The organism is Conyzicola sp., from assembly GCF_057073975.1.
This window is the reverse complement of the sequence record NZ_JBXMIS010000055.1, coordinates 1-26631: the sequence shown is the minus strand read 5'-3', so window position 1 is coordinate 26631 and position 26631 is coordinate 1. Positions and strand designations below refer to the sequence as shown.

Genomic DNA, 26631 nt, shown 5'->3' with positions numbered 1-26631 from the left:
ACGTGCGCGACTTCGAGCTCGTGCACGTGACGGGCGAGACCGACCTCTCTCTGCCGGCCGACGCCATCGTGCTGTGCACCGCTGGCTCCTTCGAGCTCAACGGCCAGAAGGTCTCGCGGGGCGACTCGTTCTTTGTCACGGGTGAGCCGTCTCTCACGGTGCGAGGATCCGGCGAGCTCTTCGTCGCGACGACGCCGGCGTAGCGACGGGGTCAGCGTACCGGCTCGTCGCGTACATCGGAGGGCGGATGCGCCTGCGAGTGTGCGCGGGTAGCTTTCACTCATGCGAGCCTCTCTCACGGTTGCCCTATCGTCCCTTGTCGTAGTTGCGCTGAGCGCCTGCGCCAGCGCGCCGCCAGCATCCGTCTCGTCTCCGTCGCCCTCCGCGTCAGCGTCGACGGCGCCGGAGCCGGTCGGGGTGCCGGGTTCGCGGCTGCCAGGGGACTGCGAGGACCTCCTTCCGCTCGAGAAGGCGGCCGCCCTCGTCGGGAGCGGCGCGGCGCGATCTGCGAGCCGGCCGGTGAGCGCGAGTCCGTCATCCGCCGCGTTCGCCCAGTCGGGGCTCGCGACGTGCGAGTGGGTTGGCGCCGGCGGAGACCTGACGGTGGTCGCCCTCGCCGAGGGCGACGCCCTCTACCGCGCGCACCTGGATGCTCTTGCCGCGCGTGGTTTCGAGCAGGGGAGCGTGCTCAACGGCACTGTCGGAGAGCGGGAGTCGTCGCTGTGCTACGGGGAGTCCGACTGGAGCCACTGCGAGGTCAACTTCGCCTCGAACGGCTACTGGGTGGCGATCTTTCACAACCTGGACATGTCTGCCGCCGAGGTGGAGCCAGCGCTGACGTCCCTCGCCCAGTTGGTCGATGCGCGTCTCGGCGACCTCGGCGAACCCCTTCCCCGATTCGAGCCGCCGATCACCCGCGACGCGACGGACGCCTGCCCGGAAGGACTCGATCCCGATGGAGCCGTCTTCGCCGCGTCCGGTGTCGCCTCCGGCTACGGCCCGCAGGACGAGGGCAGTGGCGACGGGCTCGCGATCAGGTACCGTGCCATGGCGGAGGCCGGCCACCTCTCCTGCACGTGGTCGGGGCAGTCCGACCTGTTCTTCAGCTTCTGGGTGTCGGTCACCCCTGGGTCTGGCTGGGTCTGGCCAGAGGTCGTAGCCGCGCATCCGGACGCAGTGGCCGTGGACGTGCCCGGCGCCTCCGAGGCCCTCGGGTACTGCAAGGAGAACCAGTGCTGGGTCGATGCCCTTGTTGGCGACACGTGGATGCAGGGATCGCTCGGCACCTACCCAGACCGCGGGCTCGACGACGTTGCGGTCGCCCTCGCCGCTGCCATCCCCCGAGTGACCGCAACCCTCACCTCTCCGCTCGCAAATTGAAGGAGATCGTCGCGGTCGGCTGCTCGAACACGGCCTTCGCGACGAGATGAGCTCACTCCTCCTTCGTTTTGAGCGACGAGTCCGTGGCAGGGCGAGAGTTCTCGAGGAGTGCACAGATCCAGGATTCCTCCGCGCACGTGCGCGGGAGAGCCGCACCATCAGTGGGTGGACCCCGTCGAGCGCAGCATCCGTCGCAGCGGGTTGTTCGCGCGCCGCCGTGATCTGCTCGCAATGGGATTAACCGACCGCGACATCCGACGCGCGCATGCGGCTCGCCGCATCTTTCGCGTGCGCCACGGCTGGTACTCGGTGCCAGACGCCCCGGAGGCGGCCGTTCGCGCCGTGCGAGTCGGCGGGCGCCTGACCGGAGTGTCGGCACTCGAGACATACGGGTTGCGGGTGCCTCGGCGCGAGCGATCCCTCGTCGCGGTGCCGGCCAATGCGTGCCGCCTGCGAAGGCCGGACGATCGCCGGGAGCGGCGCATCCCGTCCGATCCCGTCGACGTGCTCTGGGTCGACACCCCTCGTGACATGCACACCTCCCCGTGGCGTGTGTCGATCGATGACGCCCTGCTCAGCGTCATCGAGAACGAGACTCGGGATGTGGCAGTCGCCTGTGCGAGCGCGATCATGCGTCACAAGCGGTGGAGCCTCGATCGCCTCGAGCGGGTATTCCGGCGTGCGCCGTCGCGGTGCCGCTGTTGGCTGACGATGGTGTCGGCGCTCGACGACTCGCACGGCGAGACCTTTGTGCGGCTGTGGCTCATGGACGCGGGAATAGTCATGGAGTCGCAACCATTCGTTCGAGGGGTCGGCTACCTCGACGGGCGGGTCTCGCCGCACACCTACGTTGAGGTGGATGGCGCCCAGCACGACCCCCGGTGGACCGGGGACGCCGAGAGCAGGTACGAGGCCGATCACGACCGCGACGCGACGATGGCTGCGGCCGGCGACTCGGTGCTGCGCTTCACCTATCGCCAGCTGTACGCGACGTGGCCGGTCTGTCTCGCGGCAATCCGTCGCTCGATCGCCGACGACCTCGAGCTCGTGGCGCGCCGAGCGCAGCGCCCTGCGCCGCCCCGAGCCCTCGCCGCCGTTCTCCGAAAACGAAGGAGATACGCGGTGATCGTCGCGCGAACAGGCGGTCCGCCACCCGATCAGCGGCGATCTCCTTCGTTGTGAGCGACGAGAGGGGTCAGGCGGTCTGGCGGGCGCCGAAGGCGCGGCGGTAGGCGGTCGGGGTGGTCTGCAGCACCTTGAGGAAGTGGTGCCGCATGACGGCGGCGGTGCCGAAGCCGGTGTCCTGGGCGATGCCCTCCAACCCCATGTCGGAGGTCTCGAGCAACTGCTGCGCCCGGATGATGCGCTGCCGGTTGAGCCACGCGGCCGGGGTCGTGCCCATGTCGGCCCGGAAGCGGCGCGCAAAGGTGCGTGAGCTCATGAGGGCCTTGCGGGCGAGTTGGTCGACGGTGAGGTCTTTCTCGAGGTTCTGCAGCATCCAGTCGGCGACGATGGCGAACGAGTCGCTCTTGCACTCCTGGATCGGCGTGTCGATGTACTGGCTCTGCCCGCCGTCACGCTGGGGCGGCACCACCATGCGCCGGGCGATGACATTGGTCGCCGCTGCGCCGTGCTCCTTGCGCACGATGTGGAGGGCTGCGTCGATTCCCGCCGCGGTGCCAGCAGACGTGACGACCTTGCGGTCCTCGACGAACAGCACGTCGGCGTCAACCGCGGTGTCTGGGTACCAGGCGGCGAGCCGGTCGGTGTGCATCCAGTGCGTGGTGGCGCGGCGACCGCGAAGGATGCCGGCAGCGGCGAGTGCGAACGCCCCGCTGCACACGCTGAGCACCCACGCTCCCCGCGCCTCTGCCTCGCGGATGACCTGGAGGTAGCGCTCGTCGATGCCCGTGATCTCGTGCGCTGGCACCGCGACGAGGTCGGCGTCGGCGGCGATGGAGAGGTCGTTGGCGATCTCCATCGTGTAGCCCAGGCTCGTGCGCACGGGGCCTGGATCGGCGGTGGTGATGGCGAAGTCGAACTGGGGTGCGCCGGTGCCGGAGCGGTCGATGCCGAACACCTCGCAGACGACGCCGAACTCGAACGGCGCGACGCCGGGAAGGGCGAGGAGGACGACTTTGCGCAGCATGGAAACTCCTTGGCAGGAATGTAACGGTGTGTGGCCATCCTGCCACTGGAGGCAGGAATTAGCAAAACATAGAGTTTCAGCCATGACACTCATCATCATCGTCGCGGCCCTCGCCATCGTGGCGGCCGTGGCCACCATCCACTCGCTGCTCACCGATGGGTACCACCGCGTGCCAACCTGTTCTGAGGGGTCGCACTACTACCGCTAGCGTTGACGGCATGACATGGCTCGTAACTGGCGGAGCAGGCTACATCGGCGCACACGTGGTGCGGGCCCTGCAGAGTGAGGGCATTGCGACGGCCGTGCTCGATGATCTCTCGAGCGGCCACGAGTCGTTTCTCTCTGCCGACGTACCCTTCGTGCGTGGATCGATACTGGATGCCGCTCTCGTCTCGCAGACCATCCGCGACAACGCAGTCACCGGCGTCATCCACGTCGCAGGATTCAAGTACGCCGGGGTGAGCGTGCAGCGACCCCTGCACACCTACGAGCAGAACGTCACTGGCACCGCGGTGCTGCTGGCAGCGATGCAGGAGAACGGGGTCGACCGCATCGTGTTCTCCTCGAGTGCGGCGGTGTACGGCACTCCCGACACCGATCTGGTGACGGAGCAGACCCCCACGCGCCCGGAATCGCCCTACGGGGAGTCCAAGCTCATCGGCGAGTGGCTGCTGCGCGACCAGGCGACGGCGGTCGGCCTTCGCCACGCGAGCCTTCGCTACTTCAACGTGGTCGGGTCTGGCTACGACGACGTGTACGACACGAGCCCGCACAACCTCTTTCCGCTCGTCTTCGCCGCGCTGCTCGAGGGTCGCACCCCGCGCATGAACGGGGACGACTACCCGACGCCCGACGGCACGCCCGTGCGCGACGACATTCACGTCGCCGACCTCGCTGCATCGCACGTGGCAGCGGCGCGCCGCCTCGATGCGGGGGAGCCGCTCGAACCCGTCTACAACCTCGGCAGCGGCTCTGGGGCATCGCTTCGCGACATCATGACCGCGATGGCAACGGTGACAGGCATCGGCTTCACGCCGGAGATCGGACCACGTCGTGCAGGCGATCCGGCCCGCATCGTTGCAGCCGGCGACCTGGCCGCGCGCGACCTCGACTGGACCATGCGCCACTCCCTCGAGCAGATGGTCGATTCCGCCTGGGCCGCAACACGCCGGGCCAGCCAACCCTCCTGAAGCGGTTCAAGGTTTTATGATCCACGACTTGACTCTCGGTAACTACAACGGTGTAATTATCACTAACGCATTACGGCCGGTCGGGTGTCGAGCGTGGAGGGACGAGCACTATGGCGAACAGCGAGTACCGCGCCGTGCCGACCTCGGCAGTCCCCGCACCCGCTCCTTCTCCAGCCCGCGTTCCTGACGACTGGTTCGTCGATCCGGTCCTTCTCGGCGTCCCGGGGCTGCGCAAGCCAGACAATGACGACCCGCTGGCCTGGCAGACCGACTCGCTCTGCGCGCAGACCGATCCAGAGGCCTTCTTCCCGGAGAAGGGCGGCTCGACCCGCGATGCCAAGAAGATCTGCACGTCGTGCGAGGTGCGCACCCGCTGCCTCGAGTACGCCCTTGAGAATGACGAGCGATTCGGTATTTGGGGCGGACTCTCCGAGCGGGAGCGCAGAAAGCTCCGCAAGCGCGCCTAGCATCTACTAGATGCGCGCCAGGGTTACAGCGGTTCTCGTCGCCCGCAATGGGGCGGAGTACCTGCAGCGCACCCTCGCCGCGATTGCGGCACAGCGACGGCGTCCCGATTCCCTTGTCATGGTGGATGCCGCATCCACTGACGAGTCCGCCGCCCTTCTCGCCGCGGCCGGCCCGACCCAGTTCGTCACCGCACCCGCGCGAAGCAGCTTCGGCGGTGCCGTGGCAGCCGCCCTCCGTGTCATCGACCAGGCCGAGTCAGACGATGAGTGGCTGTGGCTGCTCGCCCACGACAATGCGCCAGAGCCCGGCGCGCTCGCAGCACTGCTCGACGCGGTAGAGGTCGCCCCCTCGGTGGCGGTGGCGGGTCCGAAGCTCATGCGGTGGGCACAGCCCGATGTGATCTCGACGTTCGGCGAGTCGATGACCGCCTACGGTCGCAGCGTGCAGCTCGTGTCGAACGAGCTCGACCAGGCCCAGCACGACCGTCGCAGCGACCTGATGGCGGTGGCAGCCGGCGGCATGCTCGTGCGCCGACGGGTCTGGTCTGCCATAGGCGGCTTCGACCCAGGTCTTGCGAGCACGGATGCCGCCCTCGACTTCTGCGTGCGCGTGCGCCTCGCCGGCCACCGTGTTGTCAGCGTGCCCGGCGCACGGGTCGCGTCTGCCGGCGGACCGGAGAACTTCGGTCGCGACGGAATCGGCCAGGCAGCTACGGCGAGGATCGCCCGCACCGCCCAGGTGCGCCGCCGCCTCGTCTACGCGCCGGGTGCCGCCCTCCCCGTGCACTGGCTCAGCCTCCTGCCTCTCGCCATCGGCCGCTCACTCGTGCACCTCGCGGCCAAGCGCGCCTGGGCCGTGCCCGGTGAGCTGGCCGCAGCATTCTCTGCTGCCTTCGACACCAGCATCGCCGGGTCGCGACGCAACCTGGCCAGAGCACGATCGCTCGGCTGGGGTGCGATCGCCCCGCTGCGCGTGCAGCCGGGCCAGGCCCGCGAACTCGCGGCGAACCGGGCGGCAGTGCGCGCGTCGACGGGGGGCACGGTGGAGCCAGAGTCTCCGCGCCCCGGCTTCTTCACCGCCGGCGGCGCATGGGTGGTCATCGCCCTCGCTGCGGCGGGGGTGGTCGCCAACCTACGGCTTCTCGGCGAGAGCGCGGTCGCCGGTGGCGGCATCGTGCCACTGAGCGGCTCAGTCGCCGCGCTCTGGGCCAACGTCGGCTACGGCTGGCGCGAGCCAGGCGGCGGGTTCGTCGGCGCGTCCGACCCGTTCTCCCTCGTGCTTGCCGCACTGGGGTCCCTGACGTTCTGGTCGCCGTCGGCGAGTGTCGTCGTGCTCTACATCCTTGCCCTCCCTCTCGCCGGCCTCGCCGCCTGGGCGTGTGCGGCGCGCTTCGCGACCCGCGGCTGGGCTCCCGGTGTCGCAGCGGTGCTCTGGGCGGTCGCCCCGCCGTTCCTCTCCGGTCTCAACTCCGGCCACCTCGGCGCGGTGATCGCGCACATCCTGCTGCCGTGGCTCGTGCTCGCCCTGGTCAACGCCGCGCGAAGCTGGTCGGCGGCCGGTGCCGCAGCCCTGCTGTTCGCAGCCGTCGCAGCAAGCGCCCCCGTACTCGTTCCCGCGCTCGTCATCGGATGGATCGCCTGGCTGGCGACACACCCACGGTCCGCGGCGCGGATCGCCCTGGTTCCCCTCCCGGCTGCGGCTCTGTTCGCGCCCCTCGTGCTGCAGCAGGCTGCGGCCGGATCGTGGCTCGCGCTTCTCGCCGACCCCGGAGTCGCGTCGGCAGTGAAGGCGGCATCCGGATGGCAGCTGGCGCTCGGCGCGGTCGAGCCCGGGCTCGGCGGGTGGTCGACCATCGCCGCCACGATCGGGCTTCCCGGCAGCGCGGCAGCCGTACTGGTCTCCGCACTCCTTGCGCCGCTTGCCGGTCTCGCAGTGCTCTCGCTCTTCCTGCCTGCCTCGCGGCGGGCGATCCCCGCGGTAGTGGTTGCCGGTCTCGGCTTCGTCACCGCGGTGGCCTCTGCGCAGCTGGCCGTGATCCAGGTCGGTTCTGATGCCACCGTGATCTGGCCGGGCAGCGGACTCAGCCTGTACTGGCTCGGCCTCGTCGGCGCCGCGGTGATCGCGCTGGAGGCACTCGGCTCGGTGGTGGCTCTTCCCGGGCTGCTCGCGGTCGCCGCTAGCGTCGCGGTCGCGATTCCACTGCTCGGCGCCCCCCTCGCCGGTACCGCCATGGTGGGAGAGAGCTCCGGTCGCGTGCTGCCCGCCTTCGTGACGGCGGCGGCGTCATCCGACCCCGATGTTGGAACGCTCGAGTTGCGGGCACAGCCAGACGGATCGATTCAGGCCGTGCTGCATCGCGGAGTCGGCACGACCCTCGACGAGCAGTCGACGCTCGCCACGACCCGGCGGCAGCTCACGCCAGCGCAGGAGCAGATCGCAGAACTCGCGGGCAATCTCTCTGCGCGCAGCGGCTATGACATCGCCGCTGCGATGAACGAACTGCAGATCGGCTTCATCGTGCTCGCACCCGCTGCCGACGGTCCCGCTGCAAGCGCAGCCCTCCGGGCGGCTGACGCACTCGACTCCAGCGATCGCCTCACAGCGATCGGTGAGACGGCAAACGGCTACCTGTGGCACTTCGCCGCCATTGACGCGGATGCCGCCGCACCGCACGAGAGCGGCGGGGCGCTGCGAACGGCACACCTGCTCTCCCTCGCGGTCGCCTTCGGCATCGCGTTGCTGCTCGCCATTCCCACGGGATCCCGACGTCGGTCGGTCGCTGTCTCCAGCACTGACGAGAACCCGGCTGACACCTTCGAGGAGGACGAGAATGCCTGACACTCGCACCTCGCTCCTCATTGGCGGGCGAATCGCCACCGGTGTGATCGCCCTCGTCGTCGGCGCCGGGCTCATCGCCGTCGCGACGTTCGCGCCGCTGCCGAGCGTGCGTCACGAGCCAGCCGGTGTCGTCGTGACCCCGGTGCCGTCGGCCCAGCAGGTGATCTGCCCCGGCTCCGTGCTCCGACTCGGCGACGAGTCGGGAGCCGACGCGACGATCACGAGCCCCATTGGATCGGCGGCGACGGTGCGCGGGTCAACAGCTGGCGAGGTCGAGTCCCGCGCCCTTTCCGCGACCGATGCCGGCGGTGGCGTTGGCGCACCGGTCGCGCTGTCGGTGCCGTCGGATGCCGACGCCGGCGTCGCGGGAGCGCAGTCGCAGTCCCTCGACACCGAGGACTACCGCGGGTTCGCCGCCGCGGAGTGCGGCACCCCCAGCAGTGACGTGTGGGTCGTCGGAGGCTCAACCACGGTCGGCCGCACCGCGCTGGTGACGATCGCCAACCCGGGGGCCGTGTCGGCCACTGTGAGCATCGAGGTGTACAGCGAGGACGGCCTGGTCGACGCGCCGGGCACCACCGGTCTCGTCGTCGCCGCCGGGAGCCAGCGTGTGCTGAACCTCGCGGGGTTCGCGCCGTCCCTTGCATCGCTCGCCGTGCACGTGACCAGTCGCGGCGGCCCGGTGGCCGTAACGACGCAGCAGTCGATCGTGCGCGGAATCGACCCAGGGGGGATCGACATCATCGGCCCGACCGGTGCTCCCGCGACGAGGCATGTCGTGCCAGGGCTCGTCATCGCGAACTCCATCGAGGTGCAGGGAAGGCGGGGCCTCGAGGGCTACGCCGACCTCGACACCGTGCTGCGCATCCTCGCACCGGGCGCGGACGCCGCGACCGTGACCGTGACCATCACCTCCGCAGTGGAGGGCGCGCTTCCGGCCAGCTTCGATCTCGATCTGGAGCCCGGAGTCGTCACCGACGTGCCCCTCGACGAGCTCGAGGACGGCAGCTATGCGGTGACAATCGAGTCCGACGTGTCGGTCGTGGCCGCCCTGCGTGCGTCGACGGTTGCCGGCGAGGATGCAGACCTGGCCTGGTTCACTGCCGCCAGCCCGGTGACCGGCGATGCCCTCATCCCGGTGGCCGCCGGACCCGGCTCGGCCGTGATACTCAGCAACACCACCTCCTCTGCGATCAGCGCGACGCTCGACGGAACCCCGATCGAGGTGCCTGCGGGTGCCGCAGTGCGGGTCGCCGTCGACGACGGCCGCAGCTACCTCCTCGTCGGGGGTGCGGGGCTCGCGGCCAGCGTGGGCTACGTTGGCCCCGGGCGGCTCGGCTCCTACGCGGTCAGCGCCTCCGAGACAGAAGAGCCACCGGTCGTGGTCTACCCGTAGTCCGGCAGCGCTCTAGAAGTGCCGGAACCGGTCGGGGGCGAGATCCCACGGGTCCTTGCCGAGCAGTTCTGCCACAGCCCGGAACACGCACGACTCAATCATCATGCGCTTGTGGGCGTCGTCGTCGAGGTGGAGGTGCGACATGCGCTCGATCGGCAGACGGTAGAGCACGACGCGGCGCTCGAGCGCATAGACGCGCCAGCGGTCGACCGCCTCGTCTCCCTCGAGCTGCACGGGAAGGCCAGCGATCTCGAAGGCGACACCATCCAGCTCGGCCGGCCAGACATCCTTGAGGTACTCCGCCGTGGAGGCCACGGTCATCTCGAACAGGTCGATGCGCGTGCGCAGGGGCGGCAGATGCGGCCCGGTCACCGCGGCGCGAATGCCCCGCCCGTGCCGGTCGCGCCATCCGCCGCGCACCGACCGCGCAGCAGGGGTGCGTCGCGAGCGTGCCATGGAGCGAGTCTATTCGCCGTGTTGTCGCCGGTCGGCCCTAGGCTGACAGCGATGAACGGGCGACCATGCAGCAAGGTGGCGTGCAACGACGAGGCGTCGAGCACCCTCACCTACGTCTATGCCGACTCGATGGCCGTTCTCGGGCCATTGAGCCAGAAGTCCGAGCCACACAGCTACGACCTCTGCGATCGTCACGCCCAGCGGCTATCGGTGCCGCAGGGGTGGCAGGTTATCCGTCATGTAGTTTTGGGGGCATGAGTGCACCGGCGGATCTCGCTTCCTTCGTCAAGACCTACGACGTTCGGGGTCTGGTCGGCACGCAGCTGACACCGGCGGTCGTTGAGGCCCTCGCAGCGGCCTTCGTCGATGAGATCGGCGCCGCTGCGCAGGATGTCGTGGTCGGCCACGATATGCGCGATTCCTCCCCGGAGTTCGCCGCGGCGTTCTCGCGGGGCGCCACCGCCCGCGGGGCCAACGTCGTCTCCATCGGACTCTGCTCGACCGACGAGACCTACTTCGCCTCCGGGTTCCTCAACGCGCCGGCGGCGATGTTCACCGCCTCGCACAACCCGGCGACCTACAACGGCATCAAGTTCAGCCGCGCCGGGGCTCAGGGCATCAGCCTCGACACCGGTCTCGCGGCGATCCGCGACCGGGCCATCGCCTACCTCGAGTCGGGCATCGAGCCTGTCGCAACGCCGGGTACGCACCGCGAGCGGGATGTGCTGGCCGACTACGCGGCCAAGCTGCGCGACCTCGTCGACCTCTCTGGCATCCGGCCGCTTCGAATCGTGGTGGATGCAGGCAACGGCATGGGTGGGCTGACAGTTCCAGCCGTGCTCGGCTCGGCCGCCGGGCTCGCGTCGCTGCCCATCGAGGTCATCCCGATGTACTTCGAACTCGACGGAACCTTCCCCAACCACGAGGCCAACCCCCTCGAGCCGGCCAACCTCGTCGACCTGCAGAAGGCGGTTGTCGAGCACGGCGCAGACCTCGGCCTCGCGTTCGACGGTGACGCCGACCGCTGCTTCGTCGTCGACGAGCTCGGCGAGCCGGTCAACCCCTCCGCTGTTGCCGCCATCGTCGCCCTTCGCGAGATCACGCGGGTTCGCGCGGCGGGCGAGACGGGCGACATCGTCGTGCTGCACAACCTCATCACCTCGCGCATCGTGCCGGAGACGATCGAGGCGGCCGGAGCGATCGCCGTGCGCACCAACGTCGGACACTCGCTCATCAAAGACACCATGCGTGCGACGGGTGCGATCTTCGGTGGGGAGCACTCGGCCCACTACTACTTCCGCGACTTCTGGGGTGCAGACAACGGCATGCTCGCGGCCATGCACCTGCTCGCCGAGTTTGGAGCGCAGACCGCCCCGCTGTCGCAGTTCGCCGCGGAGTACAACCCCTACTTCCTGAGCGGCGAGATCAACTCGACCGTCAAGGATGTGCCGAAGGCCTATGCGCGCATCGTCGAGGCGTTCACGGGCACGGGGGAGTTCGACGAGTTCGACGGACTCACGGTCACGGGAATAGTCGACCAGGACGAGCCGTTCTGGTGGTTCAACGTGCGGCCATCGAACACCGAGCCGTTGCTCCGGCTCAACGTCGAGGCAGGCAGCCTCGACCAGATGCAGCGCATCCGCGACCGGGTGCTCGCCCTCATCCGCGTCTGACCGTCCGGCGCCCCTCGATCCCTTCGCGCAAAACGAAGGAGCGTGTGCCTTTGTCGGTCGCCCAACGGCTGTTGGAGATCTCATGGCCGGATATCTCCTTCGTTTAGCGCGCGAGAGAACGTCTGGGGCCCTGAGGTCTGCGAGAATTGGCGGATGCTTGCTGCAACCACTTCCCTGCCTTTCAAGGTCGCCGACCTCTCACTCGCCGAAGCCGGACGCCACCAGATCCGCCTCGCCGAGAACGAGATGCCCGGTCTCATGGCGCTGCGCGAGGAGTACGGACCGACCCAGCCTCTCGCGGGGGCGCGTATTGCGGGCTCGCTGCACATGACCGTGCAGACCGCGGTGCTCATCGAGACCCTCGTCGCGCTTGGCGCAACCGTGCGCTGGGCGAGCTGCAACATCTTCTCAACGCAGGATGACGCTGCGGCGGCAGTCGCCGTCGGCCCGACGGGAACGGTCGACGAGCCGACCGGCGTGCCGGTCTTCGCCTGGAAGGGCGAGACGCTCGAGGAGTACTGGTGGTGCACCAACCAGATCTTCCAGTGGGAGGGCTTCGACGGCCCCAACATGATCCTCGACGATGGCGGCGACGCCACGATCCTCGTTCACAAGGGCCGCGAGTACGAGCTCGCGGGCGCCGTGCCGGCAACGACCGACGCCGACTCCGAGGAGTGGCGGGTCGTGCTCGACCTGCTGCGCGGCTCGCTTAGCGAGAGCACCGACCGCTGGACGAAGGTGGCCGCCGGCATCATGGGCGTTACAGAAGAGACCACGACCGGCGTGCACCGCCTCTACGACCTCTTCAAGGCTGGCGAGCTGCAGTTCGCGGCAATCAACGTCAACGACTCGGTGACGAAGTCGAAGTTCGACAACGTCTACGGAATCCGCCACTCGCTGCCCGACGGCCTCAACCGCGCGACCGACGTGCTCATCGGCGGCAAGGTCGCCTTCGTCGCCAGCTACGGCGACGTCGGCAAGGGTGCAGCAGAGGCGCTGCGCGGGCAGGGCGCCCGCGTCATTGTCAGCGAGATCGACCCCATCAACGCCCTTCAGGCAGCCATGGATGGATACCAGGTCACCACGATCGAGGACGTACTGGAGACGGTCGACATCTTCGTCACCGGAACGGGCAACCAGAACGTGATCACGGCCGCGCACCTGCAGGGTATGAAGCACCTCGCGATCGTCGCCAACGTCGGCCACTTCGACAACGAGATCGACATGGCCGGTCTCGCCGCCATCCCCGGCGTCGAGAAGGTCGAGATCAAGCCGCAGGTGCACGAGTGGCGCCTGCCCAACGGCCGCAGCGTGCTCGTGCTGAGCGAGGGAAGGCTCATGAACCTCGGCAACGCCACCGGCCACCCGTCATTCGTCATGAGCAACTCGTTCTCGAACCAGGTGCTCGCCCAGATCGAGTTGTACGCGCACGGCGAGAACTACGAGAAGAACGTCTACGTTCTTCCCAAGCACCTCGACGAGAAGGTCGCGCGGCTGCACCTCGATGCCCTCGGGGTCAAGCTCACCCGGCTCACACCGGAGCAGGCTGCGTACATCGGCGTGAGCGTCGATGGTCCGTACAAGCTCGACCACTACCGCTACTAGGAGTCCAGTCGCTCAGGAGTCCTGGCGCTGCGGGAAGCGGTGCGGCAGTCCCGTGAGCACGGGGCGAAGCTGCTCTAGCCTGCGCTGCTCCAGCGCGAGCGCCTGCAGCTCGCGATCCCGCCGAAGCGATGCGACGGCGGCAAGGAACAGCTCTGCGTCGCTCTGCGGCACGGGGGAGACGTAGACCGCCGCCTCCGTGGCGAGGTCGCGCGCGAGGCGCACGCGGGTGTCCGGGCTGAGTCCGCGCGCCTGGGCGAGGAACTGGGCGATGCGACGGGACAGCGCATCGGGCATGCGCGCGACATCCGCGGTCTGTGCCCACTCGAGGAGCGGCAGCGGCACGCCGTACACCGGCGTGTGGAAGTTGGGGAAGCGCTCGTGCTGGCTGTAGGTGCCGGCCAGCAGGTCTCCGAGGCGCTTGGCCCTGCTGTTGAGCAGGCCGACCAGCATGGCAGCACCGCCCGCCGTCATGAAGATCTCGAAGACGCCGACCAGCCCGCGGATGAAGGCGTGGCGAAGACCGATCGCCCCGCCGTCGTCGCGCACGATGCGCACGCCGACAGCGAGCCGGCCCAGAGACTTGCCGTGACTGACCGTCTCGACCACGATCGGCGCGACCACCCAGAACAGCACGATCCCCGCGATACTGATCGCCCGGATGAGCGCCTCATCGAGCCCAGAGGCCGTCGCCTGGGTGATGAACACGGTGAGTCCGATGAGGTACAGGCCGACGTAGAGCACGAAGTCGATTGCCGCGCCGGCTGCGCGCAGCACGAAGCCCGCCGGGCGCAGGTCGAGGGCAACCGCCTCACCCGTCATGAGGGCCTGGTCGTCGATCTCGGTGTAGTCGATGGATTCTCTCGTCGTGTCGAGTTCTCTCGACGAGACAGTTGAGGTCTCGGGCATGTGATCATTGAAGCAGATGGATCTCGACGCCTACACTGCCGCGCACCGCGATGAGTGGGACCGCCTTGCCCAGTTGGGCAAGCAGAGCCGCTTCAGCGGTACAGAGGCCGACGAGCTGATCGATCGCTACCAGTCGGGCGCGAGCCAGCTGTCGGCGATACGAAGCACCGCTGGGGAGTCCCTGCAGGGCGAGCGACTTTCGCTCTACCTGTCGCGGGCGCGCCTTCGATTCACCGGCACCTCATCCAATGTGCTCAGTCGCATGCCGGAGTTCTTCATTCGCCAGGTTCCTGCGGCGCTGTACCGCATCCGGTGGGGGAGCCTCGTCATCGCTCTCGCGTCGATCGTCGTCGCCCTGCTCTACTACGTGTGGATCACGGGCGAGCCGCGAATCCTGGCGACCCTCGCCGACGAGGCGTCCCTCGAGCAGTACGCGAAGGAGGACTTCGTCAACTACTACTCCGAGTACTCCGGCTCCTCGTTCACCGCGAGTGTCTGGACCAACAACGCGTGGCTGGCGACCCAGTGCGTTGCCTTCGGCATCCTCGGGGTCTACGCGCCATACCTGCTGCTGACCAACGCCACGATGCTCGGCCAGACGGCGGCCATCATGCAGCAGTACGACCGGCTCGACGTGTTCTTCCTCTTCATCCTCCCGCACGGCCAGCTCGAGCTGTACTCGATCTTCGTGGCAGGAGCGGCTGGCATGGCGATCTTCTGGTCGTGGATCGCGCCAGGCAACAAGACGCGGCTTCAGGCACTCGCGGCCGGTGGTCGCTCGCTCATGATAGTTGCCGTCGGTCTCACCCTCGCGCTGCTGCTCTCCGGCCTCGTCGAGGGCTTCATCACGCGCCAGCCGTGGCACCCCGCCATCAAGATCGGGATTGGATCCATCGCGCTGCTCGCGTTCCTGTCGTACCAGTGGATCCTCGGCGGCAGGGCCTACCGCGCGGGAATCACCGGCGATCTCGACGAGTTCGAGGGCGGCGCGACGCAGCTCACGGCAGGCTGACGCCGAGCCCGACCCTCCCGCTCCGTGCCCTGCACAAAACGAAGGACACTTCTCCTCTCGTGTGCACGAACGCGCGCTCCGGGGTGCCGTGGGCCATCGTTTCCTTCGTTGTGCGCACGGACGCGAAGAGACCGCCGGCCGAGGGGCCGACGGTCTCTTCGAGCGGAGAGCTACGTGGTGCTGATCGTCTTGGTGGTTGCCGGGGTGGTGGCCACGGTCGTGACCGTGTCACGGGCGAACAGCGCAGAGTAGGTCACGCCGGCGACGGCTGCACCAAACGCCGGGGCGAGGATGAAGACGACGAGCTGGGCGAGAGCGTCTGGTCCGCCGTAGATCGCCGTGGCGATCGAGCGGGCAGGGTTGACCGATGCGTTGCTGATCGGGATGGCGACGAGGTGGATGACGACGAGCGTGAATCCGATCACCAACGGCGAGAGAGACGTCGTGTTGCGCACGTCGGTGACGCTGAGGATGACGAAGAGGAAGACTGCGGTCAGCACGACCTCGGTGATGATGACGGCGAGAAGGCCGAACCCGGCGGGCGAGTGGTCGCCGAACCCGTTGGAGGCGAATCCGGACTCCGCTGCGTCACGTGCGTAGCCGCGCGGGCCACCCGTGGCGATGAGGAACAGCACGCTGGAGGCAACGACGCCACCGAGCACCTGCGCGACGACGTACTGCCATACGCGGCCCCAGCTGAAGCGGCCGGCGATCGCGAGACCGAGTGTGACAGCCGGGTTGAAGTGCCCCCCGGAGATGTGCCCGACAGAGTAGATCGCGATGAGCACCGATAGTCCGATCGCGAAGGCGACGGGCAGGGGCCCGGCGAGGGGCGCGAAGAAGAGCGCGGTGCCGATGGTGCCGAACACGAGCACGAACGTGCCGAAGGTCTCTGCGATGAGGGCGGAGATGAGCGTGTGGGTCGAGGTCGTTGGGTCTGCGGTTCCGGTTACTTTTGCCATTCCCCGAGGGTATCCCACGGGATTCGTCCAGAGACAGGGCACACTCGGCTACAAGCGGCCGGCCGCTTTCAGTGCGATATAGCGATCGGCGAGGGCAGGGGGCAGGTCGGCGGGCGATCCCGTGACGACCTCCGCTCCTGACTGGCGGATAGCCGCGGAGACACGGGAGGTGTCGAGCAGCGAGCGCTCTGCGGCCGCGGCGAGGTAGACGTCTTCGCGGTTGGCGCGCTGCTCTGTCGTGGCGAGAACGTCGGGGTCGATCACCGATGACACCACGACGAGGTGCTTCTTGGTCAGCTGGGGCAGCATCGAGAGCAGGCCGCGCGAGGCACCGGGAGCATCGATGGAGGTGGCGAGGATGACGAGCGCGCGACTGGAGGAGATCGACCGCACCAGCCCCGGCACCACCGACCAGTCCATCTCGATGAGCTCTGGATCGACCGTCGCCATCGCGGTGACCATGCGGTTGAGCAGCTCCGGACCGGTGGCCCCCTGCACCCGGCCGCGCACCCGCCGGTCGTAGATGACGAGGTCGACGCGGTCTCCGGCCCGGGTGGCGAGCGCGGCGAGCAGCAGGGCGGACTCGAAGGCCGTGTCGAGGCGTGGCTCGTTGTCGATGCGGGCCGCCGACGTGCGTCCGCTGTCGATGACGATGACGACCCGACGGTCGCGCTCTGGCCTCCAGGTGCGCACCACGAGCCCGCTTCTCGACGACGCTGTGCGCCGCGCCGTGGCCCGCCAGTCGATGGATCGAACGTCGTCGCCGCGAACGTAGTCGCGGAGGCTGTCGAACTCGGTGCCCTGGCCGCGAACCATGACGCTGGTCGCGCCGTCGAGCTCGCGCAGCTTGGCAAGCCGCGATGGCAGGTGCTTGCGCGCGTTGAATGGCGGCAGCACCTTGATGGCGCCGGGGGCGAGGATGCTCGCCTGCCTTGCCGCGAAGCCGAGCGGCCCGAACGAGCGCACGGTCACGTGAACCGCCCGTCGCTCTCCACGGCGGAAGGGCGTCAGCGCCACCACGAGCGAGCGGCGCTCGCCGGGCGGGATGACGATAGGCCTGTGGTTGTCGACCGCGCCGGCCGACGGCTGCCAGCCGTCGCGAAGGCGGCCGCGCACCCGCCGCCGACCCGTATTCGTGACGAAGAGCTCAGCACTGGTCGTCTCGCCGAGACGGATAGCCTGGGGAAGGCGCCGCTCGAACCGCAGTGCGCGCGGTGATCCTGCGATCGACAGGTCGACGACGACGATGACGAGCAGGGCGAGCAGCCACCAGCCCAGCGGCACGATCGAGTCTGCGACGATGATCGGCACGATGCCGAGCGCGAGGAAGACCACGAACCGCCAGGAGATGCTCACATCGGCACCTGCACCTGCTGCAGGATCGAGCGAAGGATGGCGTCGCTCGTGATGCCCTCGAGCTCTGCCTCCGGGCGCAGCTGGATGCGGTGGCGCAGCACGGGAAGCGCCATCGCCTGCACGTGGTCTGGCGTGATCGCATCCATGCCGTTGAGCCACGCCCACGCCTTCGCGGCGGCGAGGAGTGCCGTTGTTCCGCGGGGGCTCACTCCGAGCTTGACGGACGGGCTCTGGCGGGTGGCGCGCGCGAGGTCGACCGCGTAGGCGACGACATCCGGGCTCGATCCGACCGCGCGAACGGCGGCCTGGGCCTCGGCGAGGGTCTCGGCGTTGAGCACCGGGGTCACTCCGGCGGCGGCGAGGTCGCGGGGGTTGAACCCCGCCGCGTGGCGCGTGAGCACCTCGATCTCGTTGTCGCGCTCGGGCAGGTCGAGCACGAGCTTCAGCAGGAACCGGTCGAGCTGGGCCTCTGGCAGCGTGTAGGTGCCCTCGTACTCGATCGGGTTCATCGTCGCGGCGACCATGAACGGCACGGGGAGCTTGCGGGTCTCTCCATCGACGGAGACCTGACGCTCCTCCATTGCCTCAAGCAGGGAGGACTGGGTCTTCGGGGGCGTGCGGTTGATCTCGTCGGCGAGCAGGATGTTGGTGAACACCGGCCCCTCGCGAAACTCGAACTCGCCGTTCTTGGCGTCGTACACCAGCGAGCCGGTGACGTCCCCCGGCATGAGGTCTGGGGTGAACTGCACGCGCTTGGTGTCGAGCGACAGTGTCGCGCTCAGCGTGCGCACGAGAAGCGTCTTCGCCACTCCCGGAACACCCTCGAGCAGAACGTGCCCCCCGGCAAGGAGGGCGATCATGAGGCCGGTCACCGCCGAGTCCTGCCCGACGACCGCCTTGCCGACCTCGGTGCGGACGGAGGTGAATGCGCTGCGCAGTTCGGAGTCAGTCATTCTCACACTCTTTCATATCGTGATTGCGGCTCAAAAAACTGGGTCATCGGGATCGCAGCACGCTGGTCACGGCTGCTTCGAGAAGCAGCAGCTGGTCGGACAGCTCGAGGAGGTCTTTGTCGTTGTGCGGCACGGCGTCGACGAGCAGCATCCGCACCTCTGCCTGCTGCCGCCGGCTGATAGCGGCCACACTGGTCACCACCTCGTCGACGGTGGCGAGTCGTGGCAGCCCGACGAGCCTCGAGAGCCGGTCGATCGTGCCGATGCGCAGCGAGTCGATGGCGTGCAGTCGCGCGGAGGAGTGCTGGTAGAGCCGGGCGCGACCGTGCATCGTCTCGCTGGAGCGAACAGTGACCGGCAGGTTCTCGACGATGAGCGGCCCGAACCTACGTCCACGCCAGATCGCCGCGGCGATGAACACGAGAACGAGGGTGAGGCTGACCGGGAAGACCCATCCTGGGCTGAAGTCCGCGACTGTCACCGGGGCATCGTCGTAGTCATCGAGGCCGGGCGTGTACCAGATCAGCTGGGGCTGCGAGCCGAGGAGCGCAAGGGCGAGCGCCGCGTTGCCCTTCTCGACGATGCGGCCGTTGGTGAGCGTGTGGCTGGCGCCGAGGACGGTGACGGTTGCATCCCCACGCTGCACCTGCACGAGCGAGTAGGTCTCATCGCCGCTGTCGAAGCACCCCTCGACGGCGTCGTCCTCTGTGCGGTATCCCAGCCCGCCCCCCGAGATGGATCCTGCGGTCTCGGCGGCCTGGATGCGGCAGCCCGCGCGCAGTTCGCCCTCCTCGACCACTCCGGACTGGTAGACGTCGGGAGTGAGCGTAGTCAGAGCGAGGAACCCGGGCTCGACGAGCACGATCGTGTCGGCGAGATCGGCGGCGCGCTCCCACTGCTGCTCGGTGAGGATCGCCTCCGGATCGTGCACCACGAGCGTGGTCTTCGCCGGATCGTCGCTCGCCGTCACCGTCGCATCGAGACTGCCAGTGATGGCGACGTCGACGCCCTCATGGCCGAGCACCTGCACGAGCGCCTTGGTGCCCTCTGGCGCGGGGTTGGCGGGCCCGAGGGGCTCGCCGCTGCCGGCGACCGAGCTGGAGAAGACCAGCCCGATCGCGGCGATGACGATGATGATCGTCGAGATGCCGATCCAGAACAGCGACCTGCGCAGAAACCGCCGAACGGTCGGCGTGAGGATGTCGTCGTCGGGGTGGATGGTCGGTGCGACGCTCACGAGTCCACCGCCTCGAGCACGGGGCGGGCCGTGCGGAGGGCGCGCTCGAGCTCTGCGACCTGCGCGTAACGGGATTGCGTGCCCGGCCGCTCGAGGTAGCGCACGTCGTCGAAGGCGGCAGCGGCATCCGCGATTGCCACTGCTCTGTCGGGGAACGCCCTGCCGGCTCTGGCTCCGAAATCGTGCGCGGTGGTTCCCGGGCTCGTCGAGAGCACCGTGCGCTCGGCGAGGCCCCTGGCGATGCACCGGAACATCTCCGCAATGGCGAGGGCGTAGTCGCCGCCGCCCGCCGCCGCCTCTGCCGCCGCCCGCATCTCTGCCGCCGAGCGGGAGTCGTCGTCGCCGAACAGCGTGCCGGTGACCGCGCTGCGCCGGTTGAGCCGGGGGAGGCCGAAGACGAGGAACGCCACGACGAGGGCGACGACAAGGATGATGGCGACCACGAGCAGCGTAGGCACGGGGGGCCCGCCGTTGCCCTCCGGCGCGACGAGGTTGTCGAGCCACTCGGTGAAGCTGCGGATGAGCAGGTCGAACCAGGTCGGCTTGGCCGCCTGGTACTCCTGCTTGGCGAGCTCCTCTACGAGCAGGTCGCGCGCCTCGTCGGCGTCAGGGTCGACGGGCACGTCGAGGGGGAGCCGCGCCGCGACCTCGACGAGAAGGTGGCCTAGGACCACGGGGAGCCAGCGCCGGCTGGCGCCGGCGTCGCACCGGAGCGCACGAGGTACGGGTTGTCGACGCCCGGCGTGCCCGACTGCTTCGCCTCCACGTAGCGCAGCAGCTCGAGGTCGAGCCCCTCGCGGCGCATTCGGATGTCGATGTAGATGAGCGAGTATGCCGACGACTGCATGACAAGACCGACGGCCCCCACCACGATGGATAGTATGCCGACGATCCCGTAGGTCACGATCATGGTGGCGGCGAAGGCCTCCGGATCGCTCGTCGGGTTGACCAGCGCTCCGGCGATGCCGAGCACGAAGCCGATCGGGGCGGTGATCACCTGGCCGGCGACGTTGATGATCACGCTGATGAGCAACTGGGTGCCGAGGGTGCGCCAGAAGTTGCCCTTCGTGAGCTGCCACGACCGCCGCACGGCCGGGATGATCGCCAGGCGCTCCAGCAGGATGATGGTCGGCACGAACGCGAGCTTGGTGCCGAAGTAGGCGCCGACCACGGAGAACACCAGCCCGATGAAGAGCATGAGGGCGAAGGATCCGAAGATCGCGCCGAGCATGGCGCTCGGGTCGCTGGTCGTTGCCGTCAGTGACTGCCCGGTGGCGGCAAAGGCACCGAACGCCGCGAACGACGCGATGGCGACGAAGACGATGGCGATGCCGCTGAGCGCTGCGGTGTAGCCGATGAGCGCGCCGAGTCGGCCCTTGGCGAGTCGCCACAGCCCGCGGGTCTTGAGCTTCTCGCCGAGGGTGGCACGAGAGACCTCCAGCGAGATGATTCCCTGCAGGATGCCGGTGGCGACGATCGCGAACCCGACCGGAATCAGCGACGACAGCAGGATGAGCGCGATGGAGCCGGAGAGGATCTCGTCGTAGTCGCTCTGGTCGGCCGAGTCGATGCGACCGATCGAGAACGCGATGAGGGCGGCGAAGACGCCGGCGAAGACGATGGTGATGAATCCGTAGAGCAGCACGGACAGTCCGAACGTCGGTGCCGGGTTGCGCCGCATCACGCGGAATGACGAGCCGAGGATGGTGCCGAACGACAGCGGGCGGAGCGGGATGAGCCCCGGCTTGGGCGGCGGCGTCCAGCCGGGGGCCGCGCCCGGCTGTGGTTGCGCATAGCCAGGCTGTGCGTAGCCGGCCTGCGGAGCCGCAGCTGGGGCGATCGGGGATGCCCACGGTGACTGTGCGGCTGGCCGATCTGCTCCGGCGGGCGACTGCCAGTTCGGGGTCTCGGTCACCGGTGATGCCTTCCTGTGGCCACCGTCGGCGGCGCTACTGGCTCTTATGCTTTCACACTCGACTACTCTTGTGCGAAAGCTCCTGCGAGCTACGAATCGCGGGGCCGATCCAGTAGATGGGGCCTATGAACGCCAGGGTTCTTGTTGTCGACGACGACACCGCACTCGCGGAGATGATCGGCATCGTGCTGCGCTCCGAGGGATTCGAGCCCTCGTTCTGCGGTGACGGCGCCGAGGCGGTTGCCGCCTTCCACTCCACACGTCCAGACCTGGTGCTGCTCGACCTCATGCTGCCCGGAATGGATGGCATCGAGATCTGCTCCCGCATTCGCGAGGAGTCGGGTGTGCCGATCATCATGCTCACCGCGAAGAGCGATACAACGGATGTCGTCAAGGGCCTCGAGAGCGGCGCCGACGACTACATCGTGAAGCCCTTCAACCCCAAGGAGCTCGTCGCGCGCATCCGCACGCGCCTTCGCCCCGCCACGACCGCAGCCACCGGCAGCCTCACGATCGGCGACCTCACCCTCGACGTCGCCGGCCACGAGGTGCGTCGTGGAGCAGAGCTGATCAACCTCACCCCGCTCGAGTTCGAGCTGCTGCTCGCGCTCGCCCTCAAGCCGCAGCAGGTGTTCACCCGCGAGATGCTGCTCGAGCAGGTCTGGGGCTACCACTACAAGGCCGACACCAGGCTCGTCAACGTTCACGTGCAGCGCCTGCGCGCCAAGGTGGAGAACGACCCAGACAACCCGCGCATCGTCATGACCGTTCGTGGCGTCGGCTACCGGGCGGGCAGCGCGAGCTGACGCGCCATGCGCTACCTCGACTGGCGCGGCTGGCTGCGCACCCTCACGAGTCTGTGGCGTTCCTCGCTGCAGCTGAGAACGGTCGCGATCACCGTGTTGCTCTCTGCGCTGACGGTGTTCATCATCGGCGCCTACATGTCGTTCAGCGTCGGCAACAACCTGTTCGACGAGCGCGTGCGACTGGCCGAGGCGGCGTCGGCCAGGGCGACGGTCGCGGCGCAGGACCGCTTCGACGCGAGCGACGAGTCGACCACGGCTGACGCGGAGACGACGATGCAGCGCGCGCTCGAAGCCGCGAGCCAGGCGTCGTCGACCCAGGTCGGCTCGACCAAGATCGCGATCCGCCGCTCTCCTGGGCAGCCCGGCTTCGGTGCTCCCGTCGACCGAAGCACGGGCGGTCTCGACGCCGAGCTGATCTCTGACGAACTGCGCGCCGCGGTGTCGGGCTCGGAGGAGCGGCGCACCTTCACGCAGTCGATCTCGCTTCCGCAGGAGGACGGCACCAGCATCCCCGGTATCGTGGTCGGCTCGCGCCTGGAGGTGCCCGGTTTCGGCGACTACGAGCTCTACATCGTCAACGACTTGAGCGACACCCAGGACACCCTCGCCTTCCTGCAGCAGACACTGCTGCTCGGCGGCCTCGCCCTCATCGTGCTCATCGGCGCGGTCACCTACGTCGTCGTGCGCCTCGTCGTCGGGCCGGTGCGGATGGCGGCGGAGACGAGCGAGCGGCTGGCCGCCGGCGAGCTGGAGGTTCGCATCCCGGAGAAGGGCGAGGATGTCATCGCGACCCTCGCGCGCTCCTTCAACGGCATGGCCGACAGCCTCCAGCAGCAGATCACCCGGCTCGCCGCCCTCAGCCAGGTGCAGCAGCGCTTCGTCTCCGATGTCTCGCACGAGCTGCGCACGCCGCTCACCACCATCCGTCTCGCCGGCGACGTGCTCTACGACCAGCGCGAGAACTTCTCGCCGACGACCGCGAGAACGGCAGAGCTGCTGCACACGCAGGTCGAGCGGTTCGAGCTGCTGCTCGCCGACCTGCTCGAGATGAGCCGCTACGACGCCGGGGCCGTCGACATGGAGATCGAGTCGACGAACATCGTTCGGCTCGTCGAGGATGCGATCGACTCCGTCTCCAACCTCGCCGAGTCGAAGGGCTCAGAGCTGCGGCTCGTTGCCCCTGGCGGGTACTTCGAGGCCGACCTCGACTCGCGGCGCATCCGGCGCATCATGCAGAACCTCCTCGGCAACGCGATCGACCACGGCGAGGGCAAGCCCATCGTCGTCTACGTCGACAGCGACGAGAAGGCCGTGGCGATCGCCGTGCGCGACTATGGCGTCGGCATGAGCGCAGAGAGCGTCGACCGGGTCTTCGACCGGTTCTGGCGTGCAGACCCGTCGCGCCAGCGCACCACGGGCGGCACGGGCCTCGGGCTCGCGATCTCGCTCGAGGACGCGGCTCTGCACGGCGGCTGGCTCGAGGTGTGGTCTGCGCCGGGCGAGGGCTCATGCTTCCGGCTCACCCTTCCCCGGGTGCGCGGTGGAATGCTCAGCGGCTCCCCGCTCGAGCTGCCGCCCGACGACGCGGCGCTGCCAGAGGAGGTGCTGCCATGAGGCGCGCGGTTGTTGTGGCCCTCGTTGCTGGAATCGGACTTGGCCTTGTCGGGTGCGGCGGCATTCCGAGCAGCGGCCCGGTGCACGAGGGGCAGGTTATCGGCAAGGAGGACGCCCCGGACTTCGGGTACGACCCGTCAGGCCCCCAGGATGGCGCGACGCCGGAGGAGATCGTCACCGGATTCATCCAGGCAGCCACGAGCCCGCAGGACGACTATGCGATCGCCCGCACGTTCCTCACCTCGTCGCTCTCCGACGTGTGGGAGCCCAACACGACGACGCAGGTGCGCGCCGGCGCCGGGGTGACCCAGGGCAACGCCGACGGCACCCTGTCCTACGTGTTCTCGTCCTCTGCGTACGTCGACAGCCTCGGCACCCTGACCAACGGCGACCAGTCGACGCAACGACTCGACTTCGGCATGGTGCAGGACGCCGATGGGGAATGGCGCATCAACGCTGCCCCCGACGGCATCGTGCTGAGCTCCGAGGGTTTCGACACGATCTTCGACGACTTCGCGCTCTACTACTTCGACTCGAGCTACGAGTACCTCGTGCCCGACGTTCGCTGGTTTCCCCGCACCACGCGCCTCAACACGCGCCTCGTCCTGACGCTGCTCAGCGGTCAGTCGTCGTGGCTTGCCCAGGGCATCACGAACAGCGAGTTCCCCCCTGGCACGACGCTCGAGTCTGCCGTCACGATCGAGTCGGGCGTTGCCACCGTCGACCTCAGCGACGAGGTGCTCGACGCGACGGGGGAGGCGACGGCGCGAATGGTCGAGCAGCTCAAGAGCACCCTCGGGGTCTCGAGCGTCGTGATCACGGTGCGCGGGGTGCCCATCGACGTTCCCGACTCGCAGTCGGTGCCGGTGGTCAACCCGAGCGTGGAGGGGTCTCTGCTTGCCCGCACTGACGACGGCTTCGGCTTCGTCGGCGGGGGCGGGTCGGTGAGCGCCCTCGGCGGGCAGAGCACAGAGATCGTTGCCCTCGATGCGAGCGACGTGACCCTGTCGCGCGACCGCCAGTTCTCTGCGGTGACCGCCCCCGACGGCGTGCACATCGTGTTCTCCGACAGCGCCGACCAACTGCTGCTCGACGCGCGCGCGGGGCTGCTCGCCTCGACCGACGCGAGCGGTTACGTGTGGACCGTTCCGGCCACCGAGGGCTCTGCCGTCCGGGTATTCGACACTTCGGGGGCGCGAGTCGACATCGCTGCGCCCATCGCGGCAGGCTCCCGCGTCGTCGCCTTCGAGGTGAGCCGCGACGGATCGCGCCTGGCGGTGTACACGGCGACAGACGCCGGGTCGCGGCTCGCGGTCTACGGAATCCTCCGCGCCGACGGGGTTCCCTACGCGCTCGGCCCGGCGTACGAGGTGCGGGTCGACCAGGGCGTCGTGCCGATCGATGCCGCGTGGGTCGACGACCGCACCATCGCGACGCTCGCCGGGCAGTCGTCGTCGACCAGCTCCACCGTCACGCTCCACGAGCTCGGCGGGCAGAACGAGGCGGGAGGGCGCGTGGTTGGCGGCCACTCGATCGTGGGAACCGGCGACGCCGATGGCCTTCGCGTCGTCGGCGCCGACGGGGACGTGTACCAGCGGCGCGGTGCCGCCGGTTGGGCAGCGACGGGTGTCACCGTCTCCTTCCTTGCGACGCAGCAGTAGCGGTTCTCCACCGACACGACGTTCCGGGTCGGAGCCGAGCCCGCATCCGCTTGGGTGTCGGCATGCGCCTGCTGCTCGATGCCATTGCCGTGCTGCTTCCCGTGGAGTGCGCCGGCTGCGGCTCCGCCGACCGCTCGGTGTGCGATGCATGCCGTGCTGCTCTCGGTCCGCCGGTGCTGTCTCGAGTCGGGCAGCTCGAGGTGGTGAGTGCGGCCCGGTACGAGGGGGTCGTTCGCGAGCTCGTGCTCTCGCTGAAGGAGGGCGGGAGAACGGATGCCGCTGCCGCACTCTCTGCGGCGATCGCGCCGCTGCTTGCGGCGGCATCCGATCGCGGCTCCCAGCTTGCGCTGGTGCCGGGCTCGCGTTCCGCCTACCGGCGCCGCGGCTACGACCCGGTCGTGCTGCTCGTGGCCCGGGCCGGGTTCCGCCCGCGAGCGGTGCTGCGTTCTGCCCGCACCACGGCCACGCAGAAGTCGCTCGATGCCGACGCCCGCGCCCGCAACTCACGCGGGTCCATCGCCGCCGTCGGCGATCTCACGGGCCGCCGCTTCACCCTCGTCGACGATGTCGTCACGACGGGTTCCACGCTGCTCGAGGCGCGTCGGGCGATTCTGGCCGCCGGCGGCGAGGTCGCCGACGCCGTCACCCTCGCCACGACCCCCCGCTATTTTCGCGACTCCCGATGACTCCGCTCGGCATCTCGTGCGACCTCGTGGCCTTTCCGTGACTTCCCACCCGGGCAGGACTACGTTTGGCAAAAGGGCGTCAATCAGGACCGCCTCCAGGGGGCCCGGCGCCGGGAAAACTGGGAGGTCGACGTGGAAATTTCCGTCAACGCGCGCAACCTTGGGGTCACTGATCGCTTCCGCGATTACGCGACTGAGAAGGCAGAGAAGGTCGCACATCTTGCCGAGAAGGCCATCGCCTTCGAGATCAAGGTCTCCCGCCACCATGAGACCCGCGGGTCGAAGGGCGACGATCGCGTCGAGCTCACCCTCATCGGCCCGGGGGGGGGGGGGGGGGGGGGGGGGGGGGGGGGGGGGGGGGAGGGGGG

General features: G+C 68.7%; 25 protein-coding genes and 1 pseudogene. 17 read left to right on the top strand and 9 right to left on the bottom strand.

The genetic code is table 11. The features are described from left to right. The 3 genes and pseudogenes from AC14A7_RS05145 to AC14A7_RS05135 form a co-directional block, all read left to right on the top strand. A pseudogene (locus AC14A7_RS05145) lies at nucleotides 1–203 on the top strand (mannose-6-phosphate isomerase, class I); the annotation flags it as partial. 79 nt (nucleotides 204–282) lie between these two features. Beyond that, a complete protein-coding gene (locus AC14A7_RS05140; RefSeq protein WP_484006884.1) occupies nucleotides 283–1380 on the top strand; it encodes a hypothetical protein in 1098 nt (365 codons plus the stop codon). Between the two features lie 165 nt (nucleotides 1381–1545). Further along, nucleotides 1546–2562, top strand: coding sequence for a hypothetical protein (locus tag AC14A7_RS05135; protein ID WP_484006882.1), 1017 nt, complete (start codon nucleotides 1546–1548; stop codon nucleotides 2560–2562). 13 nt (nucleotides 2563–2575) lie between these two features. On the opposite strand, the gene AC14A7_RS05130 is transcribed toward AC14A7_RS05135, so the two are convergent. Beyond that, nucleotides 2576–3529: a GlxA family transcriptional regulator gene (locus tag AC14A7_RS05130; RefSeq protein ID WP_484006880.1), complete on the bottom strand. Its 954-nt coding sequence runs from the start codon at nucleotides 3527–3529 to the stop codon at nucleotides 2576–2578. 82 nt (nucleotides 3530–3611) lie between these two features. Between AC14A7_RS05130 and AC14A7_RS05125 the strand changes: the two genes are divergently transcribed. The 5 genes from AC14A7_RS05125 to AC14A7_RS05105 all read left to right on the top strand — a co-directional run bounded on the left by AC14A7_RS05125 (nucleotide 3612) and on the right by AC14A7_RS05105 (nucleotide 9421). Beyond that, the gene (locus AC14A7_RS05125) at nucleotides 3612–3737 is read left to right on the top strand and encodes a hypothetical protein (RefSeq protein WP_484006878.1); all 126 of its coding nucleotides are present in this window, start codon (nucleotides 3612–3614) and stop codon (nucleotides 3735–3737) included. 10 nt (nucleotides 3738–3747) lie between these two features. Next, on the top strand, nucleotides 3748–4719 hold the full coding sequence (gene galE, locus AC14A7_RS05120; RefSeq protein WP_484006876.1) for a UDP-glucose 4-epimerase GalE: 972 nt from the start codon (nucleotides 3748–3750) through the stop codon (nucleotides 4717–4719). 110 nt (nucleotides 4720–4829) lie between these two features. Beyond that, nucleotides 4830–5186, top strand: coding sequence for a WhiB family transcriptional regulator (locus AC14A7_RS05115; protein ID WP_484006874.1), 357 nt, complete (start codon nucleotides 4830–4832; stop codon nucleotides 5184–5186). A 10-nt stretch (nucleotides 5187–5196) separates the two neighbouring features. Beyond that, nucleotides 5197–8025: a glycosyltransferase family 2 protein gene (locus AC14A7_RS05110; RefSeq protein WP_484006872.1), complete on the top strand. Its 2829-nt coding sequence runs from the start codon at nucleotides 5197–5199 to the stop codon at nucleotides 8023–8025. Then, a complete protein-coding gene (locus AC14A7_RS05105) occupies nucleotides 8018–9421 on the top strand; it encodes a DUF5719 family protein (protein ID WP_484006870.1) in 1404 nt (467 codons plus the stop codon). The genes AC14A7_RS05110 and AC14A7_RS05105 overlap by 8 nt, the downstream gene beginning before the upstream one ends. 12 nt (nucleotides 9422–9433) lie before the next feature. Here AC14A7_RS05105 and AC14A7_RS05100 read toward each other — a convergent pair whose 3' ends face one another. Continuing rightward, a complete protein-coding gene (locus AC14A7_RS05100; RefSeq protein ID WP_484006868.1) occupies nucleotides 9434–9877 on the bottom strand; it encodes a metallopeptidase family protein in 444 nt (147 codons plus the stop codon). Here AC14A7_RS05100 and AC14A7_RS05095 point away from each other — a divergent pair. The 3 genes from AC14A7_RS05095 (at nucleotide 9779) to ahcY (ending at nucleotide 13155) form a co-directional block, all read left to right on the top strand. Beyond that, a complete protein-coding gene (locus tag AC14A7_RS05095) occupies nucleotides 9779–10135 on the top strand; it encodes a DUF3499 family protein (RefSeq protein WP_484006866.1) in 357 nt (118 codons plus the stop codon). The genes AC14A7_RS05100 and AC14A7_RS05095 overlap by 99 nt on opposite strands. Then, nucleotides 10132–11550 (top strand): phosphomannomutase/phosphoglucomutase, encoded by a 1419-nt coding sequence (locus tag AC14A7_RS05090; RefSeq protein ID WP_484006864.1) that lies wholly within the window; start codon nucleotides 10132–10134, stop codon nucleotides 11548–11550. The genes AC14A7_RS05095 and AC14A7_RS05090 overlap by 4 nt, the downstream gene beginning before the upstream one ends. Before the next feature lie 153 nt (nucleotides 11551–11703). After that, nucleotides 11704–13155, top strand: coding sequence for an adenosylhomocysteinase (gene ahcY / locus AC14A7_RS05085; RefSeq protein WP_484006862.1), 1452 nt, complete (start codon nucleotides 11704–11706; stop codon nucleotides 13153–13155). A 12-nt stretch (nucleotides 13156–13167) separates the two neighbouring features. Here the strand turns inward: ahcY and AC14A7_RS05080 are convergent, their stop codons facing one another. Beyond that, nucleotides 13168–14061 carry an RDD family protein gene (locus AC14A7_RS05080; protein WP_484006860.1) on the bottom strand — a complete coding sequence of 298 codons (894 nt, stop codon included), beginning with the start codon at nucleotides 14059–14061 and terminating at the stop codon, nucleotides 13168–13170. Nucleotides 14062–14077: 16 nt separating this feature from the next. On the opposite strand from AC14A7_RS05080, the gene AC14A7_RS05075 reads away from it, so the two are divergent. After that, nucleotides 14078–15073: a stage II sporulation protein M gene (locus tag AC14A7_RS05075; RefSeq protein WP_484006858.1), complete on the top strand. Its 996-nt coding sequence runs from the start codon at nucleotides 14078–14080 to the stop codon at nucleotides 15071–15073. Between the two features lie 170 nt (nucleotides 15074–15243). On the opposite strand, the gene AC14A7_RS05070 is transcribed toward AC14A7_RS05075, so the two are convergent. The 6 genes from AC14A7_RS05070 to AC14A7_RS05045 are packed head-to-tail and all read right to left on the bottom strand — an operon-like array spanning nucleotide 15244 to nucleotide 21496. Next, a complete protein-coding gene (locus AC14A7_RS05070; RefSeq protein WP_484006856.1) occupies nucleotides 15244–16035 on the bottom strand; it encodes an aquaporin in 792 nt (263 codons plus the stop codon). A 48-nt stretch (nucleotides 16036–16083) separates the two neighbouring features. Then, nucleotides 16084–17391 (bottom strand): DUF58 domain-containing protein, encoded by a 1308-nt coding sequence (locus AC14A7_RS05065; RefSeq protein WP_484006854.1) that lies wholly within the window; start codon nucleotides 17389–17391, stop codon nucleotides 16084–16086. Beyond that, nucleotides 17388–18344, bottom strand: a complete 957-nt coding sequence (locus AC14A7_RS05060) for an AAA family ATPase (RefSeq protein ID WP_484006852.1) — start codon at nucleotides 18342–18344, stop codon at nucleotides 17388–17390. Before AC14A7_RS05060 ends, AC14A7_RS05065 begins: the two co-directional genes overlap by 4 nt. A 43-nt stretch (nucleotides 18345–18387) precedes the next feature. Beyond that, a complete protein-coding gene (locus AC14A7_RS05055; protein ID WP_484006850.1) occupies nucleotides 18388–19581 on the bottom strand; it encodes a DUF4350 domain-containing protein in 1194 nt (397 codons plus the stop codon). Continuing rightward, complete coding sequence (locus tag AC14A7_RS05050; RefSeq protein WP_484006849.1) at nucleotides 19578–20255, bottom strand: DUF4129 domain-containing protein; 678 nt, start codon at nucleotides 20253–20255, stop codon at nucleotides 19578–19580. The genes AC14A7_RS05055 and AC14A7_RS05050 overlap by 4 nt, the downstream gene beginning before the upstream one ends. Further along, entirely contained in the window at nucleotides 20246–21496 is a 1251-nt protein-coding gene (locus tag AC14A7_RS05045) for a DUF7847 domain-containing protein (protein ID WP_484006847.1), read from the bottom strand. The genes AC14A7_RS05050 and AC14A7_RS05045 overlap by 10 nt, the downstream gene beginning before the upstream one ends. A 125-nt stretch (nucleotides 21497–21621) precedes the next feature. Here AC14A7_RS05045 and mtrA point away from each other — a divergent pair, with 125 nt between their 5' ends. The 5 genes from mtrA to AC14A7_RS05020 form a co-directional block, all read left to right on the top strand. Beyond that, entirely contained in the window at nucleotides 21622–22302 is a 681-nt protein-coding gene (gene mtrA, locus AC14A7_RS05040; RefSeq protein WP_484006845.1) for an MtrAB system response regulator MtrA, read from the top strand. Between the two features lie 6 nt (nucleotides 22303–22308). Beyond that, the gene (mtrB, locus tag AC14A7_RS05035) at nucleotides 22309–23916 is read left to right on the top strand and encodes an MtrAB system histidine kinase MtrB (protein ID WP_484006843.1); all 1608 of its coding nucleotides are present in this window, start codon (nucleotides 22309–22311) and stop codon (nucleotides 23914–23916) included. Then, nucleotides 23913–25577, top strand: coding sequence for an LpqB family beta-propeller domain-containing protein (locus AC14A7_RS05030; RefSeq protein ID WP_484006841.1), 1665 nt, complete (start codon nucleotides 23913–23915; stop codon nucleotides 25575–25577). The genes mtrB and AC14A7_RS05030 overlap by 4 nt, the downstream gene beginning before the upstream one ends. A gap of 62 nt (nucleotides 25578–25639) precedes the next feature. Further along, nucleotides 25640–26263, top strand: coding sequence for a ComF family protein (locus tag AC14A7_RS05025; RefSeq protein ID WP_484006839.1), 624 nt, complete (start codon nucleotides 25640–25642; stop codon nucleotides 26261–26263). Nucleotides 26264–26395: 132 nt separating this feature from the next. Next, on the top strand, nucleotides 26396–26631 hold a 236-nt coding region (locus AC14A7_RS05020; RefSeq protein WP_484006837.1), incomplete at its 3' end, for an HPF/RaiA family ribosome-associated protein.